The organism is Desulfolutivibrio sulfodismutans DSM 3696 (assembly GCF_013376455.1).
Taxonomy (GTDB): domain Bacteria; phylum Desulfobacterota; class Desulfovibrionia; order Desulfovibrionales; family Desulfovibrionaceae; genus Desulfolutivibrio; species Desulfolutivibrio sulfodismutans.
On the sequence record NZ_CP045504.1, the window covers coordinates 4,280,848 to 4,295,559 of the forward strand.

General features: G+C 62.2%; 16 protein-coding genes. 9 read left to right on the forward strand and 7 right to left on the reverse strand.

Annotation, left to right across the window (positions count from 1 at the left end):
* Positions 1-32: 32 nt before the first annotated feature.
* From GD606_RS19540 to GD606_RS19560, 5 genes are all read right to left on the reverse strand, one after another.
* Positions 33-1,040 carry a hypothetical protein gene (locus tag GD606_RS19540; protein WP_163300911.1) on the reverse strand — a complete coding sequence of 336 codons (1,008 nt, stop codon included), beginning with the start codon at positions 1,038-1,040 and terminating at the stop codon, positions 33-35.
* Positions 1,041-1,219: 179 nt separating this feature from the next.
* On the reverse strand, positions 1,220-1,507 hold the full coding sequence (locus tag GD606_RS19545; RefSeq protein WP_163300912.1) for a helix-turn-helix domain-containing protein: 288 nt from the start codon (positions 1,505-1,507) through the stop codon (positions 1,220-1,222).
* Positions 1,508-1,586: 79 nt separating this feature from the next.
* Positions 1,587-1,880, reverse strand: a complete 294-nt coding sequence (locus GD606_RS19550) for a helix-turn-helix domain-containing protein (protein WP_163300913.1) — start codon at positions 1,878-1,880, stop codon at positions 1,587-1,589.
* Positions 1,867-2,232 (reverse strand): type II toxin-antitoxin system RelE/ParE family toxin, encoded by a 366-nt coding sequence (locus GD606_RS20665; RefSeq protein ID WP_163300914.1) that lies wholly within the window; start codon positions 2,230-2,232, stop codon positions 1,867-1,869. The genes GD606_RS19550 and GD606_RS20665 overlap by 14 nt, the downstream gene beginning before the upstream one ends.
* Positions 2,233-2,268: 36 nt before the next feature.
* Positions 2,269-3,486 (reverse strand): site-specific integrase, encoded by a 1,218-nt coding sequence (locus GD606_RS19560; RefSeq protein ID WP_163300915.1) that lies wholly within the window; start codon positions 3,484-3,486, stop codon positions 2,269-2,271.
* A 685-nt stretch (positions 3,487-4,171) separates the two neighbouring features.
* On the opposite strand from GD606_RS19560, the gene GD606_RS19565 reads away from it, so the two are divergent.
* The 9 genes from GD606_RS19565 to GD606_RS19605 all read left to right on the forward strand — a co-directional run bounded on the left by GD606_RS19565 (position 4,172) and on the right by GD606_RS19605 (position 10,317).
* Positions 4,172-4,765 (forward strand): carboxymuconolactone decarboxylase family protein, encoded by a 594-nt coding sequence (locus GD606_RS19565; RefSeq protein ID WP_163300916.1) that lies wholly within the window; start codon positions 4,172-4,174, stop codon positions 4,763-4,765.
* Positions 4,762-6,489, forward strand: a complete 1,728-nt coding sequence (locus GD606_RS19570) for a thiamine pyrophosphate-binding protein (RefSeq protein WP_163300917.1) — start codon at positions 4,762-4,764, stop codon at positions 6,487-6,489. Before GD606_RS19565 ends, GD606_RS19570 begins: the two co-directional genes overlap by 4 nt.
* Before the next feature lie 142 nt (positions 6,490-6,631).
* Positions 6,632-7,051, forward strand: coding sequence for a VanZ family protein (locus GD606_RS19575; protein ID WP_163300918.1), 420 nt, complete (start codon positions 6,632-6,634; stop codon positions 7,049-7,051).
* Positions 7,052-7,087: 36 nt separating this feature from the next.
* Positions 7,088-7,882 (forward strand): threonine/serine exporter family protein, encoded by a 795-nt coding sequence (locus tag GD606_RS19580; protein ID WP_163300919.1) that lies wholly within the window; start codon positions 7,088-7,090, stop codon positions 7,880-7,882.
* A complete protein-coding gene (locus tag GD606_RS19585) occupies positions 7,882-8,346 on the forward strand; it encodes a threonine/serine exporter family protein (RefSeq protein ID WP_163300920.1) in 465 nt (154 codons plus the stop codon). The genes GD606_RS19580 and GD606_RS19585 overlap by 1 nt, the downstream gene beginning before the upstream one ends.
* Before the next feature lie 298 nt (positions 8,347-8,644).
* The gene (gene relB / locus GD606_RS19590; protein ID WP_163300921.1) at positions 8,645-8,869 is read left to right on the forward strand and encodes a type II toxin-antitoxin system RelB family antitoxin; all 225 of its coding nucleotides are present in this window, start codon (positions 8,645-8,647) and stop codon (positions 8,867-8,869) included.
* Complete coding sequence (locus GD606_RS19595) at positions 8,853-9,128, forward strand: type II toxin-antitoxin system RelE family toxin (protein ID WP_163300922.1); 276 nt, start codon at positions 8,853-8,855, stop codon at positions 9,126-9,128. Before relB ends, GD606_RS19595 begins: the two co-directional genes overlap by 17 nt.
* Before the next feature lie 156 nt (positions 9,129-9,284).
* On the forward strand, positions 9,285-10,040 hold the full coding sequence (locus GD606_RS19600; protein ID WP_163300923.1) for a hypothetical protein: 756 nt from the start codon (positions 9,285-9,287) through the stop codon (positions 10,038-10,040).
* Positions 10,041-10,062: 22 nt separating this feature from the next.
* Positions 10,063-10,317, forward strand: coding sequence for a type II toxin-antitoxin system Phd/YefM family antitoxin (locus GD606_RS19605; protein ID WP_163300924.1), 255 nt, complete (start codon positions 10,063-10,065; stop codon positions 10,315-10,317).
* A gap of 138 nt (positions 10,318-10,455) precedes the next feature.
* Here GD606_RS19605 and uvrA read toward each other — a convergent pair whose 3' ends face one another.
* Positions 10,456-13,224 carry an excinuclease ABC subunit UvrA gene (uvrA, locus tag GD606_RS19610; RefSeq protein ID WP_163300925.1) on the reverse strand — a complete coding sequence of 923 codons (2,769 nt, stop codon included), beginning with the start codon at positions 13,222-13,224 and terminating at the stop codon, positions 10,456-10,458.
* A gap of 198 nt (positions 13,225-13,422) precedes the next feature.
* On the reverse strand, positions 13,423-14,700 hold the full coding sequence (gene nifB, locus GD606_RS19615; protein WP_163302639.1) for a nitrogenase cofactor biosynthesis protein NifB: 1,278 nt from the start codon (positions 14,698-14,700) through the stop codon (positions 13,423-13,425).
* Positions 14,701-14,712 lie beyond the last annotated feature (12 nt).

Genomic DNA, 14,712 nt, shown 5'->3' on the forward strand with positions numbered 1-14,712 from the left:
CTCTAGATTCTAAATGTCGTGGACTGTGCCGGTTAATTTCTTTGGAAAGCCAGTACGCTACGCTCCAGAATGCATTTGTTTGTGTGGTTCAATATCTTGTTGCGTTTATGCTGGTCGGGTTGGTCTTGCGCAGGGATTCCAGCCTTATCGAGGATGTCGTCCAGTTTATTGTGCACTTTCCCGCTTTTTCTTCCGTATAAGGTCTTTTGATCCCATAAAAACAGCCCGATTGCCCTGTGCATACGAGACTTTGCCGTGTCTTTGAACGTAGTGTGGTGTGCACTGTTGTGCGCCTCGACAATTTCTATAATTTCTTGGCGCGTTATTTTGTTCCCTATGTTGGCATGGTTAAGATTTAATCTGCGGTTTTTTGTTAGGTTATATATCTTGAAAAGCTTTTCACGTTGCTTTGGATCGTCGATGTCGTCAATGCCGGATAGTTCTTCATGAAGCATTCCCGCCATCGTTTGCTTGTATATGGCGTCAATGTTTTTGTTTATTCCTTCTGTGCCCACTGGGAAATACTCTACGTTGTAGAGATGATTAACGAGGTCGCTGGCAAACGCCGCCTCTGGTTTGTTGCGAATAAGGAAATGGCGCGGGGGGAGTGGGATTTTCCCGGCAAGTATATCCTTGAGAAGAAGCTTTGATCTTGGTGGTTCAACCAAGTCCGGTAGTAAGTATTCGTGTTTGAGTGATATCTCGTATGCACGCATGCAGTAGGGCATGGACGACATGGGAATCCAGTCAATGTCGTACGCGCAGGATCCAATGTTCTCTACTGATAAAATTGCGTTACATATGTATCGTAATGTGTTTATGTGCCCAACTTTCTCATCGTGGAGAGACAATGCCTGCTCGGCTACGTATCGCCAATCTGTCTCCCCGTTAAGTAGGGCGAATCTTTTACAATATTGGAATCTCCAAAAAAGAAAGTTACTCATTTTGGCCGTCAAATCATCTACTGTAACCGAAATGCCCTGGCCGTCCCTTTGAAGTCTGTCGTGCTCAGGCTGGTCGCGACCTTGTTTGCCTGTCATGTGTTCCTTCTTCAAGATCGACATTTTTTGGAGTTAGTGATATTTTCCTTGGCTTATGTCACATCTTGTATGCGTAGTCGATCCTGTACGAGATCGCGTGCAGTTCATTCCGCAATTCCCGCTGATGGACCGTCTTGGCCCCAGGCCCTAACCAACTCGCCTGCCCCTCATCGGGTGAATCAGCTCGAAACAAACTCCACCTTGACCTTGTAGCCGTTGGCGTGGGCGTAGCGATTGAGGGTGTCGAAGCTCACGTTGGACTTGCCGCCCTCAATTTTAGCCACCACGGGTTGCTTCACGCCCATGCGCTCCGCAACCTGGGCCTGAGTGAGCCCCGCCTTTTGCCGGGCATCCAGCATGGCCCCGATCAAAGCGAACTCTTCTTCAAGAGCGTCGTACTCTCTGGCGTATTCGGGATCTTCGCGCATCATGCGTTCGTGAACGGCTCGCGCATTAACTCGGGCCATGTTCTTCCTCTGACCTGCCGGGAGCACGGCAATCAAAGTGCCGTTCTCGTCGGGAGTGATTTCGACGCGCGGTAGTGCGCTATTGCCCTGCCAGCACGCGCCGCACGGTGTTGGGCTCGCGGTCGATGACCATGAGGTAGGCCCTGGCCGGGCCTTCTGGAATCCGGGACTTCTGCTCCCAATGACGAAGTGTCGCCAGCTTAAAACCGAAGGTTCGAGCGAAGTCCGCCTGGGTCATGTGCAACTTCTCGCGGATGCCTTTCACGTCCACCGTCTCGGGCACATGGATGGCGTATTCGCTCAGGTCCATCTCCCCGGAGGCGATGGCAAGGGCCTCCTTTGCCCCCTGGATGATTCTGCTACCGTTTCCCATGGCTGATGCCCTCCTTGTACGCCTTGACGATCCTAGGCATTATCTCACGCAGTTCGTTCCGCTCCGCCGGGGTCAGGTTGGCCTTCTCGTTTTTGGCGAAAAGGGCCATGACGAACAACGGAATGCCCATGTCGTGGAAGTAGTAGACCACGCGATACCCGCCGCTCATGCCCGTGCCTTCCCCAGCGAAGCGTACCTTCCGGACGCCGCCGGTTCCTTCCATGATGACGCCCGCCGTGGGGTTTGCCGCTAGAAAGTTGATGAGGCTCCGACGCTCCTCTTCGTCCAGGCCCGCCCGCTTCACATCCTTGAGGAATGTGGGCGTCTCAATGACTATCAACAGCTTCGTCATGGCTTGCAGTAATCCATTGGCGTTGTGAGTCAAGGGCTACCCGTTGAGCGCAACGACCTTGCCGGGCGTCTTGCCCCTGATCGCTTCCAGGGAGTCCACGGCAGCGACCAAGTCATTCGGGGCCAGGTGGCTGTACCGCTCGGTCATGGCGGTAGTTGCGTGCCCCATGAGGCGGGCTACGGTGATGAGCGGAGTTCCCCGGCGAACAAGCCAGCTTGCGAAGGTATGCCGGAGTGAGTGGAAAACCACGCGGTCCCGTGCATCCTCAACGCCCATGTTGAAGAGTTCGTCCGCCGTCTTGATGAAGGTTTGCGAGACTTGGCCGATGCGGGTTCCCTTCTCGGAGGGGAAGACCAAATCCGAAGGGGCGGCATCGTCGAGGCGGCGGGCTTCGAGCATTTCCCGCGCAGTGCGGGTCAAAGGCACGACACGGTTCTTGCCGCTCTTGGTGTCCCTGACCTTTAATCCGTCGTGGGCCACATCCGCCCAAACGAGGGAGAAGATTTCGCCGGCCCTCAGTCCGGCGTTGAGGGCAAGAAGGGCCTGGTCATGAACTGTCCGGCTCTTTTCAGCCAGGGCTTCCAGGAGCCGTTGTGCTTCGTTTTCTTCCAGGAAGCGGTGACGCCGGTTGTCCTTGGCCGGGCGCTTGACTAGGCGGGTAGGGCTTTCGCTCTGGTAGAGCCCGCGTTGCCGGGCGAGGTTCACAATCTGGCGGATGACGGCGAAGGCGTACTCGATGGTTCGGGGGGAACGCCCGGCGTCGAGCATCGCTTTCTTGACCCGTTGGACATGCAGTTCCCCCAGGTCCTTGACGCGTGTCTTCCCTATGGCCGGGCCGATCCAGACGCGAAACATGATCTCTTCGCGTTTCACCGTGGACGGACGCTTGTGGTCAATGGCCTGTTGGGGAAAGTATACTTCATGAAAGAAGTTGGCGAGGGTGACGGCTTCGTGGGCTTTCAGGACTTCGGCTTCTTCGCGGGCCTTCCGGTCGGCATCGGCCAGGGCGCGTTTTTCAGCCAGCGAAACCGGGCCTTCGCCCGTGGCGTGGGCCTTCTTGAGGTCCGAGAGGACCGTGGCGGCCTTCTGCTCGGACCAGCCCTCGGACGCCCACCCAAGACCTTCTTCTCGACGCTTGCCGCCCACCTGGGCGCGGATGGCGAAGTAACGGTCTAACCGCACGCCGTGCTTGCGGCTGGCGTGTTCGTAGTACCGAACGCCGGGGAACTTCGAGGAAACCCATTTGACCGCCATGTCCGCCACCTCCAATTTCTCTCCCCACTCTCTCCCCACTTTTATGCAGAAATGGGGTGTTATCGAGTGAAGCCCTGTGAAGAAAAATAGGTCTGGAAGTAAGGACAGTCAACGGATTTCATGGAATCCAGTGAAGTCGGGTGAAGGTGCCAAAATGGGACTCTTAATCCGTTGGTTCAAGGTTCGAGTCCTTGATGGCCCACCAGAAATTTCAAGGGGTCAGGTGAAAATCACCTGGCCCTTTTGCTTTTGGCGAGGTTCTGGTCCCGCTCTGGTCCCGCTTTTTTTGATGATGGGCGACAGTTTGGCGCTCCTAGATGGGGGTGTTCGTCTGCGGACATCGTCCATTTCATGGGCTTGCATGGCTGCAAACCGTTGTCCCAAAAAGCACCTTGTACCCGACGCCAAGCGCCGTCCCCAGATGCCTGGCCATGGCCTTGCCGATGGGACGCTTGCCATTCTTCATCTCGGAGATGCAGCGAGGGGGGGGCTGGCCAGACCCCGGCGACGGTGCGCCCATGACACGCGCCGCGCAATGGACAGCGGCGATATGCTCGACTATAGCCCACGTATCGGAAGCCTACGCGGGGGAACGGCTGTCGATCTCCGGACGCATCTGGCGCGTACTGAAAGAAGCCCGGTTCGGGCCGGTCCCCGCGTGCACGTTTTCCCCCCAGGAGCCAGCATGTCACGACTGCCGCTGCCGAAATACCAAGACCTCCCGCCCGAGACCCGGGCCCTTTACGACCAACTGGCGGCCAAACGGGGTCGCATCGACGGCATGTACCAGACCCTGCTCTCCCATCCGGCCCTTCTGGAAAAGGTGTCCGCCCTGGGCGGCTATCTGCGTTTCGGAGAAACCGCCCTGCCGCCCGAGGCCAGGGAACTGGCGATTCTGGCCTGCGCCCGGCGCATGGGGGCGGGATACGAATGGGTGAAACACCTTGGTCCGGCCAGACAGGCCGGGATTCCGGACCCGGTCATCGAAGCCCTGCGCACGGGGCGAGAGCCGGAGGGGCTTGCCCCTGGGCTGCGTGCGGTCCTCGACGCGGCGGGCTGCGCCCTGGCCCGGCGGACGATCCCGGCCGGGGTCCAGGACGAGGTGGCCAGGGCCTACGGCGTCGAGGGTGTTGTGGAACTGGTGGTGCTGTGCGGGTTTTACGCCATGATCGCGGGGGTGATCTTTGCCTTCGACGTCCCGCTGCCCGAGGGCGCGCGGGATCCGTTCGCGCCGCAGGCCGACGAAAATGAACCGACGACCGGAGGGGAAAGCGCGTGAAGACGACGGCCTATTATCTTGAGGCGCTGGCCCGGGAAGGGCTCACGCATGTGTTTCTCGTGCCCGGGGGGCTCATTGATCCGTTCCTGGAGGATCTGACCCGGACGTCCGGGCTCACGGCGGTGGTGGCGGCCCACGAGGGCGGCGCAACCTTTATGGCCGACGGCTACGCCCGTGCCTCGGGCCGCTTCGGGGCCTGCCTGTGCATCGGCGGGCCGGGCGTCACCAACACCCTGACCGGCGCGGTGGCCGCCTCCACGGACAACTCGCCGGTGCTCATCCTCTCGGGACAGGTGCCCACCGATTGGGAGGGGCGCGGCGGCTTTCAGGATTCCTCCCCGGCCACCCTCAACGATCTGGCCATGCTCGACCCGGCGGTTCGCAAATCCCTGGCCGTGGAAAACACCCATCTGGCCGCCCACCATCTCCGTTCGGCCCTGACGGCCATGCTGGCGGCCCCCCAGGGCCCTGTCCACCTGAGCCTGCCCACGGACGTCCAGCGCGGGGATATCGCCACGCCGTGGACGCCGCTCGATGCGACCCTGTACCATCCCCGGGTTTACGACCCCGTGGCCATGGAGCGGGCCCTTACCATCCTGTCCCCGTCCGGAGGCGACCCGGCCCCGCGCCGTGTGGCCATCCTGGCCGGGGCGGGCGTGGAGAAATCCGGCTGCGCCGACGAACTCCTGCGCTTCGCCGAGCGCTACGCCATTCCGGTGGCCACCACGCTTCGGGCCAAGGGGGTTTTCCCCGAGGACCATCCCCTGTCGCTCGGGGTCTTCGGCTATGCCGGGCACCGACATGCCATCGAGGGGCTGCTTTCGGGCGGCGTGGAGGTGCTTGTCGTGCTCGGGTCGGGACTCTCCCAACGCGACACGCTGTTTTGGGACCGCAAGATGCTCCCGTCCAGGGCGCTCATCCATGTGGACATCGACCCCCGGGTCATCGGGAGGACGTGGCCGGCCGAGGTCTCCCTGTGCGGGGATTGCGGCGAAATCCTGCGCCTTGCCCTGGCTGCGGACAGTCAGCGCCTCGGAGGCCTCGAGCGCTCGGTTCCCGAGCGGCGACAGTGGCTCGACGGCATCCGGGCCGCGGGACCGCGCTGCTACGATGCGCAAAACCAGGAGTGCGCGGACGTACCGCTGCATCCGGCCCGGGTGCTGGCGGCGCTTCGCCGGGTCATGCCGCGCCAGGGCGGACTGGTGGTGGATTCCGGGGCGCATCGGGCCTTTTGCGGCCATTACTGGCAGGCCTACGCCCCCCGGACCTATTTTTCAGCCACCAACATCGGCCCCATGGGCTGGGCCATCCCGGCGGCCTGCGGCATCAAGGCGGCGCGCCCGGACGTGCCGCTGGCCGTGGTCACCGGGGACGGCTGCATGCTCATGCACGGCATGGACATCCAGACCGCAGCCAGGTACGGCCTGGCCGTGGTGTACGTGGTGATCAACAACGCCGCGCTCGGCAACGTCTGGCTGCGCGCGCACCAGGAGGGCCCGGGACCGGCCGCGCTGACGGAAATCCCCAGGCGGGACTGGGCCGGGATGGCCAGGGCCATGGGGCTTGGGGCGGCCGTGGTCGAGCGGCCCGAGGAGTTGGAGCCGGCCTTCGAAAAGGCCCTGGCGTCGGGGACGGCGTATCTGGTGGATGTGCGTTGCGACAAGCGGTTCGCCACGCCGGTTACGCCCTATGCCCAGGCCAAGGCGGTCTGGCACGACGACTAGCGGTGCTTTCATTATAAATACTCCGATTTCGCGGGCATGGCCCGGGCAGAGGATCGATCAAAGGCCGAATCGGCGCTCACGCCTGTGGGCCCGGGAAGGATATGAGGGTGGACATGTGGCGGATGGCGGCGGAGAGCTTCCCATGAGCGGGCGGTGGGCGATTTTTTCGCGGGGCGAGGGGGCCGTGGGGCGGCCCCTGGCCGTGGCGGCGCTTCTGGTCTGGGCGGCGTCCATGGCGGCGGTGGTCTACATGTCGCTTCTGCCGGACGTGGAGATGCCCGGCGACTACCCCGACATCGACAAGCTGTACCACATGGCGGGGTATGCCTGGCTGGCGTTTCTGCCGTGTTTCGGATTCGCCCGCAAACGGGTGGGGCTTGCGGCCTCGTTGTCCATGATCCTTTTGGGCTGCGCCCTGGAATACGTCCAGGGCTACGTGCCGGGCCGCATGCCCTCGCTTGGGGACATGGCCGCCAACACGGTCGGTGTGGCGCTTGGCGTCGCGGCCGGGCGGCTTTTGCGCTACCGGCTGATCCCGGCCTTCCGGCGGGTGGTCTTTTGATGACAAGCCGGGCCGTTTCGTCGTAGGCCTGCACCCATGGACGACGCCAGCCAGACCCAGCCGGACATCCCCCGCGAGCACGCCAGCCTGGAGAAGGCCCTGACCCCGGCTATCCGGGCCGGGGCCATCATGTTCGCCTCGGGCGGCGAGATCGACAAGGTGCGCCGCGCCATCGCCAGCATGCTGCGCGGCCACAGCCTGGAACACATCCACATCCTCGTGGCCCACAACGCGCTCATGGTCACCGTGGTGCATCACGGCGAGGTCATGACCCAGGTCCAGAGCATCGATGGGCATGGCGTGGACTTCAACAAGATCGCGGCGGTCTACCGGCTGGCCAAGAAGGCCCACCGGGGAAACTATCCGCCCGATGCCCTGCGGGGCAAGGTGGAGGCCATCCGGCGCCTGGGGCGCGTCTACCCCCGGACGCTCGCCGCGGCCTGCGCCGCCCTGGCCTGCGGCGCCTTCGCCGTGATTTTCGGCGGCGGCGTGGCGGCGTTTCTGGTCACGGCCCTGGCGGCCTTCCTGGGGGCCTGGACCCGGTTTCTTCTGGCGGGCATGCGTTTCAACGTGGTGCTGGTTTTTGGCCTCAGTTCGTTTGTGGCCACCTATGCCGCGCTGGTGTTGTCGGAGTTTCTTCCGGATCGGCAGTATGCGGAGATGGCGGCGGTGCTGTTTCTCATTCCCGGCGTGCCGCTCATCGATGCCTTTGAGGAGATCATCCGGGGCTATTTCACGGTGGGCCTGACCCGGGCGGTGATGGGGCTCATGATGATCCTGGCCCTGTCGGCGGGCATGACGCTGGCCCTGGTGGTCAAGGGGCTGTGGTGATGCCGGGCATGGCGGCGGATGTGGCCGTGAAGGCCCTGCTCGGGGCCGTGGCCGCCACGGGATTTGCGGTGCTTTTCAACGCCCCGCGCTACACGCTGGTCTGGTGCGCGGCCTGCGGCGCGCTGGGGCTGACGCTGCGCACCCTGGCCATGGCCTGCGGAATCGGGGTGGAGCTGGCCACGCTTTTCGCCTCAACCGCCGTCAGCGCCTTCTCGTTTTGGCCGCACAACCGGCTGACCCTGCCCACCCACATCTTTTCCATCCCCGGGGTCATCAACATGGTGCCCGGGGTCTACGCCTATCAGGCCATGACGGGGTTTCTGCGCTTCGTCCAGGAAAAGGACCAGGCGATTTTTCTTTCGGCCTGGCATGACCTGTTGACCATGACCACCATCCTCATGGCCCTGGCCTTCGGGCTGGTGCTGCCCAGCCTGTGCCTGCGCATCGAAAAAAAGACCCTGTGAGGGCGGCGGGCGGCGACCCCGGCCCGCGAGAAGAACCATTCAGAAACCCCGGCCTTGTGGCGTGTGGGCAGGGGCATTTTTGATTGGCGAATCCCTCTCGGTCCGGCCCCCTGGTCCCCCTGCGCATGGGTAACTACCCCCTCCAACCTGGAGTTGCCCTCTTTCCGGGCTGAATGTTCCCTGGCCCCACGGACGTTGGAATGGCCGGGTTCGAGCAGCGCCCACGCGGTTGCCGCCCCGGGGTGGTTGACGCTTTGTCATACAGCGAATACATGTCTTACAAAGAAGGAGGAGGCGTATGTTGACCATCCGGCTTCCGGCTGAACTTGAGTCGCGGCTTGCCGTCCTGGCCGAGACGACCAAGCGGCCGAAAAGCTTCTATGTGCGCGAGGCCCTGGAACGCAGTCTGGCGGACATGGAGGACGTGTATCTTGCGGAGGCCGCCTTGGAGCGGTTTCGGGCCAGCGGCGAAAAGGCCGTGACCTTGGAGGAGATGGAGCGCCGCCTTGACCTGGGCGATTGAGTTGACGCCCGAGGCGGCGAAGGCCCTGGCGCACCTGGGGAACGAGGCGGAGCGGCGGGTTGTGAGGTTTTTGCGCGAGCGGGTTTCCCGGCTGGACGACCCGCGCACCATCGGCGAACCGCTCAAAGGGTCGCAGTTCGCGGGGCTGTGGCGCTACCGGGCCGGGGACTATCGGATTTTGTGCGAAATCCAGGATGAGCGGGTCACGATTCTGGTGGTGCTGGTGGGGCACCGGCGGGAGGTGTATAAAGGGCGGTGACTATATCCTTGCGTGATAACTGTGAGGCAAATTTTCTGCCGTCGTTCATGGCGGCTATCGGGCGAAAGGTGGATTTTGGTTGCTGTTTTTCGAAGGGTGAGATAGTTTTATAAATATATATATCTTGCTTTTAAGGTTCTGGCCGGGGAGAACGCCATGGCAGATCATCCTTCGATAGAGCTTTTCAAGAAATGCACTGAAATAACGGGGAAGAGCTATCCAGGAGTCGTTGAGGCAATTCCCGAGCAGTTAGGGTGCACCGCCTTTTTTCCAGGGGGATATGGGCTATGGTTGGAGGAAGAGAACAATAGTCCGGATACGTTGCCTGATTTTCCTGTAAATGGAGTTATGTTGTTAGCAGATATTTTTGATTCATATGACGCTTATTGTAGACTTCACGACGAATATCATTTGAATAACAACGTACGCTGCAGTAATATCGATGGCAGGTTTTGGGCTGGGCTGCGTGATATTGTGAAAAAATCCGGATGTGGATTTGCCAAAATTTTCTTCTCAAATGTATATATGGGTATTTTTCATTGCGAAAAGACATATTTTCATAAGAAGGCAAAAATTAATAAAGAATACATTGATAGCTGTAATGAATTTTTGCTTCAACAAATCTTAATGCAGCAACCAAAGTTAATTTTTGCCGTTGGATTAAAGTCTGCGGAATGTTTAGGTAGTTTGTTCAATGTACAAACGTGGAAAAATCCAAGCATAGCCTCGATGAATGGTCCTGGAACATTTTCTGATTCGAAGACGTATGGTGATGTACAATTTAAGTTAGGATATATCGCTGACCCAACGTATCCTGTTAACGAAAATAAAAGAACATACGGCGATGAAGAAGGAAGAAATGCAAATGTTAAATTTTTTACAGAAGCTTTGAGTCTGTCAAATATTTCTTAGTGAAATGGGGAGAAAGACAAATATGCGCCAAGTGTCTCTCTCTTATGTTAAAAATCGGTTATCTGCCATCATGGATCAAGTCTACGCTGACGGCAAACCAATCGTCATCACCAGACCGGACGGCCCATCCGTCGTTCTGATGTCCCTGCCCGGCTACAACGGCCTGGAAGAGACGCTCTATCTCTTGGCATCGCCAGCCAACGCAACCCGGCTGCGGGCCAGTCTGGCCCATGCGCGTTCGGGCGAGGTCTGCGAAAAATCCGGTATCCCGCTGTAACTATTACGGGATTCCAAAGGGCTTGAGCCCTTTGGCCCCCGGAGGGTTCCCTTCACCCCCCTGTCGCCGTTCACTCCACACACTTGCCGCGCGCCTCACGCCCTCTGCGCATCTGGCGCATCACCAACGCCGCCAACCCTACACCAAAAACCGCCCGGTGATCGACTCCGGGTCGGCCATGATCTCCTCGGGCGTGCCCTGGGACACGATGCGCCCCCCGGCCTCGCCGCCGCCGGGGCCCAGGTCGATGACGTGGTCCGCAGCCATGATCACGTCGGTGTTGTGTTCGATGACCACCACGCTGGCCCCGCGATCCACCAGCTTTTGCAGCACGGCGATGAGCTTGCCCACCTCCACCATGTGCAGGCCCGTGGTCGGCTCGTCCAGGATGTACAGCGTGCCGGGCAGGCTGCGCTTGCCGAGCTCGCGCGAGATTTTGATGCGCTGGGCCTCGCCGCCCGAGAGCGTGGTGGCCGGTTGCCCCAGGCGCAGGTATTCCAGCCCGACTTCGCCGAGCACGTCCAGGCGGCGTTTCAAGGCCGGGTAGTTCTCGAAAAAGTCCCCGGCCTGGCGCACGGTCATGTCCAGCACCTGCGAGATGTTAAAGCCCTTGTACTGCACCTCCAGGGTCTCGCGGTTGTAGCGCAGGCCGCCGCAGACCTCGCAGGTGACGAAGATGTCCGGCAGAAAATGCATCTCCACCCGTATCTGGCCGTCGCCGCCGCAGGCCTCGCAGCGGCCGCCGCTGACGTTGAAGCTGAAACGGCCGGGCTTGTAGCCGCGCTTGCGGGCGTCCTTGGTGGCCGCGAAGATGTTTCGTATCTCGTCGAAGACCTTGGTGTAGGTGGCCGGGTTGGAGCGCGGCGTGCGGCCGATGGGCGTCTGGTCGATGGACACGATTTTTTCGATGGCCGCCGCGCCCTCGATGCCGCCGATCTCGCCCGGTGCGTCCACCTTGATGCCCCGGGACAGGGCCAGATGCTTGTACAGGGTGTCCACCACCAGCGAGCTTTTGCCCGAGCCGGACACGCCGGTGACGCAGGTCAGGCAGCCTAAGGGGATGGCGCAGTCCAGGTTTTTTAAGTTGTTGGCGCGCGCCCCGCGAAGCTTCAGGTATCCCGTGGGCGCGCGGCGTGTTTCAGGGCGGGCGATGACCATGTCGCCGCGCAAAAACTTGCCCGTCAGCGAGTCCTTGTCCGCCAGCATGCCGTCCACGTCGCCCTGATAGACGATCTCCCCTCCCAGCCAGCCCGATCCCGGCCCAAGCTCGATGACGTGGTCGGCGCTTTTGATGGTGGCCTCGTCGTGCTCGACGACCAGGACCGTGTTGCCCCGGCCCTGCAGGCGGCGAAGCGTCTCCAGAAGCCTCGCGTTGTCGCGCGGGTGCAGGCCGATGCTCGGTTCGTCCAGGACATACGTCACGCCCACCAGCCCCGAGCCGAGCTGTCCGGCCAGCCGGATGCGCTGGGCCTCGCCGCCGGACAGGGTGGCCATGTTGCGGGCCAGGCTCAGGTAGTCCAGGCCCACCCCGGCCAGAAACGCCATGCGGTGGGTGAGTTCCTTCAAAAGCGGCACGGCCACCACGGCCGAGGCCCCGGTGAACGCCAGCCCGGACAGCCAGGCCAGGGCCCGCTCGATGGACAGGGAGCAGAACTCGTGGATGTTCAGATCCCCGACCCGCACGGCCAGCGACTCGGGCCGCAGCCGCGCCCCGCCGCAGGCCGGACAGGGGCGGCTTTGCCGGTAGCGCGACAGTTCGTCGCGCCAGATGGAGCCGAAGGCCTGTCCTTTTTCCAGCAGGTTCACCACGCCCGTGAATCGGGCCTCTTTGTCTCCGAAAAAGAGCGCCTGCAGCGCCTCGGGGGAGAATTCCGCCAGGGGGGTGTCCATGGTGAACCCGTGGCGCGCCCCCAGGGCCTCCAGGGCTTTGGCGTGGCGGGCCAGCACGCGGTCGCCGCGCCAGGGCAGGACGGCCCCCTGGCGCAGGGAGAGCCCCTTGTTGGGGGCCAGAAGCGCTGGTTCGTAATATTCCACGGAGCCGATGCCGCCGCACGAGGGGCAGGCCCCCTGGGGGCCGTTGAAGGAAAAAAGCTGCGGCGTGGGCTTGGGCACGCTGATCTTGCAGTCCGGGCAGGAGCTTTGGGTGGAGAAGGTGCGATCCGCCGGGGTCTTGGCGTCTTTATCGGCGACCACGGCCACCACCAGCCGTCCCTGGCCGTGGCTTAGGGCCAGTTCCACGGAGTCGGCCAGCCTGGAGCGGATGTCCGGCTTGACCACCAGTCGGTCCACCACCAGTTCGATGCTGTGGCGCTTGTTTTTTTCCAGTTCCGGCAGGGGGTCCAGGCCCATGACCTGGCCGTCCACGCGCACGCGGACGAAGCCCTGGCTTTTCAGCTTTTTTAAGCGGTCGGCCTGGGTTCCCTTCTGGTGCTCCACCAGGGGGGCCATGAGCAGGATCTTCGTGCCTTCGGGCATGGCCATGAGGTCGGCCAGGATCTCGTCCAGGGTGCGGGCCTGGATGGGCTTGCCGCAGCCGGGGCAGTAGGGGCGGCCCAGGCGGGCGAAAAACACGCGCAGGAAATCGTGGATCTCGGTCACGGTGCCCACGGTGGAGCGCGGGTTGCGGGTGGCCGACTGCTGCTCAAGGGAGATGGCCGGGGACAGGCCCTCGATCTTGTCCACCTGGGGCTTGTCGAGCTGGGGCAGAAACTGGCGGGCGTAGGCCGACAGCGACTCCACGTAGCGGCGCTGCCCCTCGGCGTAGATGATGTCGAAGGCCAGGGTGGACTTGCCCGAGCCGCTGGGGCCGCAGATGACCACCAGCCTGTCGCGGGGGATGTCCAAGGTGAGATTTTTCAGGTTGTGGTGGCGTGCGCCCTCGATATGGATAACCGGCGAAAAGGACATGTTTTTCTCCAGAAAAGGGCCGGTCTCCCGGCCCTGCCGCATAGGCGGCTTTGTTGTCGGCAAGGGCTTTCACATAAGGACTTGGGGGCGAAAAGCAAGGGGGGCAAATAGTGCGGGGGGGCCGGGGGGAATGGATTCCCCCCGGTCAGAGGAGGGGGATGGGGAGGAGGCGACGCCTCCTCCCCATAAACAAGAATCTCACCCACATCCCTCGCCGCTGCCGCCGCTGCACCGGCAGGCCCCGGACAGGCCCTTACGGCGCGACTTGAGGCTGGTCAGGTCGCCGGTCCCGAATATTTCCTCCACCCCGTCTTCGACGAGGCCCGAGCAGCCGTGGACCATGATGCCGCGTTCCATGAGGAGCTTGGCCGGGGTCTCGCCGTAGGACGAACACAAGACGGCGCGGCAGTCCTTAAGCACCCGGGCCAACTCCTCCCAGCGGCGCGGGCCGCCGCCGGGCTCGGGCGCGGCGCGCTCCTCCACCAAAAAGAGGCCGCCCTCGTTTTTGCCGTAAATCTGAAAGGCCCAGGCCTCGCCCAGGTGCAGGTTGATGAGCATGCCTTCGCGGGTGGCCACGGCCACGTAGGGCCGACTCTCGTCCGCCCCGGGGACGACCTTGGAGCAGGCCCGCAGCATGTCGCTGAATTCCCCCGAGCGGTCGGAACACAAAAGCCCCACGGCGTCGGCCCGGCAGCGGCGGCAGTGGGTCATCTGGGGCAGGTACGCGGCCGAGAGCTGTCTGGCGGCGGCGATCTGGTCCTTGGTGGGCTCGGGAATCTCCGCGAAAGGCGTATTGGGCGTGGGGAACATGGCCATGATGTTGTGGATGTTCGCGCCAAGCGCAGCCACGGTCTTGGAAATCTCGCCCACATGGTGGTCGTTTATGCCCGGGACCACGATGGTGTTGACCTTGACGGTGATGCCCTTGGCGGCGAGCAGGCGCACGGATTCGAGCTGGCGGCTGATGAGCAGCTCGGCGGCGGCCCGGCCGCGCAGGATGAGCTTGCCGTCGCGCACCCAGGAATAGACCTTCTCGCCCACGTCCGGGTCCACGGCGTTGATGGTCACGGTGACGTGGGTGGCCCCGACCTCGGCCAGTTCGTCCACATGGCCGGGCAGGGCCAGGCCGTTGGAGGACAGGCAAAACAGCAGGTGCGGGAAGCGTTCCTTGAGGAGTTTCAGGGTGTGGTGCGTCTCGGCCCAGTTGGCCATGGGGTCGCCGGGCCCGGCGATGCCGGCCACGGTGATGCGCGGCTCTTTTTCCAGCACCTCTTCCATGTAGGCCATGGCCTGAACCGGGGTGAGCACGGCGCTGGAGACGCCGGGCCGGGACTCGTTGACGCAGTCGTGCTTGCGATCACAGTAGTTGCACTTGATGTTGCATTTGGGGGCTATGGGCAGATGCACCCGTCCGCACTGTCCCGAGGCTTCCTTGTTGAAACAGGGGTGGCGGGAGAGATCCCTTTGGATATCCATCGCAAGCTCCTT

What these genes read in the sequence shown, in the direction of transcription:
- GD606_RS19540 (WP_163300911.1), bottom strand. Translation starts at nt 1,040, where the DNA reads ATGACAGGCAAACAAGGTCGCGACCAGCCTGAGCACGACAGACTTCAA.
- GD606_RS19545 (WP_163300912.1), bottom strand. Translation starts at nt 1,507, where the DNA reads ATGGCCCGAGTTAATGCGCGAGCCGTTCACGAACGCATGATGCGCGAA.
- GD606_RS19550 (WP_163300913.1), bottom strand. Translation starts at nt 1,880, where the DNA reads ATGGGAAACGGTAGCAGAATCATCCAGGGGGCAAAGGAGGCCCTTGCC.
- GD606_RS20665 (WP_163300914.1), bottom strand. Translation starts at nt 2,232, where the DNA reads ATGACGAAGCTGTTGATAGTCATTGAGACGCCCACATTCCTCAAGGAT.
- GD606_RS19560 (WP_163300915.1), bottom strand. Translation starts at nt 3,486, where the DNA reads ATGGCGGTCAAATGGGTTTCCTCGAAGTTCCCCGGCGTTCGGTACTAC.
- GD606_RS19565 (WP_163300916.1), top strand. Translation starts at nt 4,172, where the DNA reads ATGTCACGACTGCCGCTGCCGAAATACCAAGACCTCCCGCCCGAGACC.
- GD606_RS19575 (WP_163300918.1), top strand. Translation starts at nt 6,632, where the DNA reads ATGAGCGGGCGGTGGGCGATTTTTTCGCGGGGCGAGGGGGCCGTGGGG.
- GD606_RS19580 (WP_163300919.1), top strand. Translation starts at nt 7,088, where the DNA reads ATGGACGACGCCAGCCAGACCCAGCCGGACATCCCCCGCGAGCACGCC.
- GD606_RS19585 (WP_163300920.1), top strand. Translation starts at nt 7,882, where the DNA reads ATGCCGGGCATGGCGGCGGATGTGGCCGTGAAGGCCCTGCTCGGGGCC.
- relB (WP_163300921.1), top strand. Translation starts at nt 8,645, where the DNA reads ATGTTGACCATCCGGCTTCCGGCTGAACTTGAGTCGCGGCTTGCCGTC.
- GD606_RS19600 (WP_163300923.1), top strand. Translation starts at nt 9,285, where the DNA reads ATGGCAGATCATCCTTCGATAGAGCTTTTCAAGAAATGCACTGAAATA.
- GD606_RS19605 (WP_163300924.1), top strand. Translation starts at nt 10,063, where the DNA reads ATGCGCCAAGTGTCTCTCTCTTATGTTAAAAATCGGTTATCTGCCATC.
- uvrA (WP_163300925.1), bottom strand. Translation starts at nt 13,224, where the DNA reads ATGTCCTTTTCGCCGGTTATCCATATCGAGGGCGCACGCCACCACAAC.
- nifB (WP_163302639.1), bottom strand. Translation starts at nt 14,700, where the DNA reads ATGGATATCCAAAGGGATCTCTCCCGCCACCCCTGTTTCAACAAGGAA.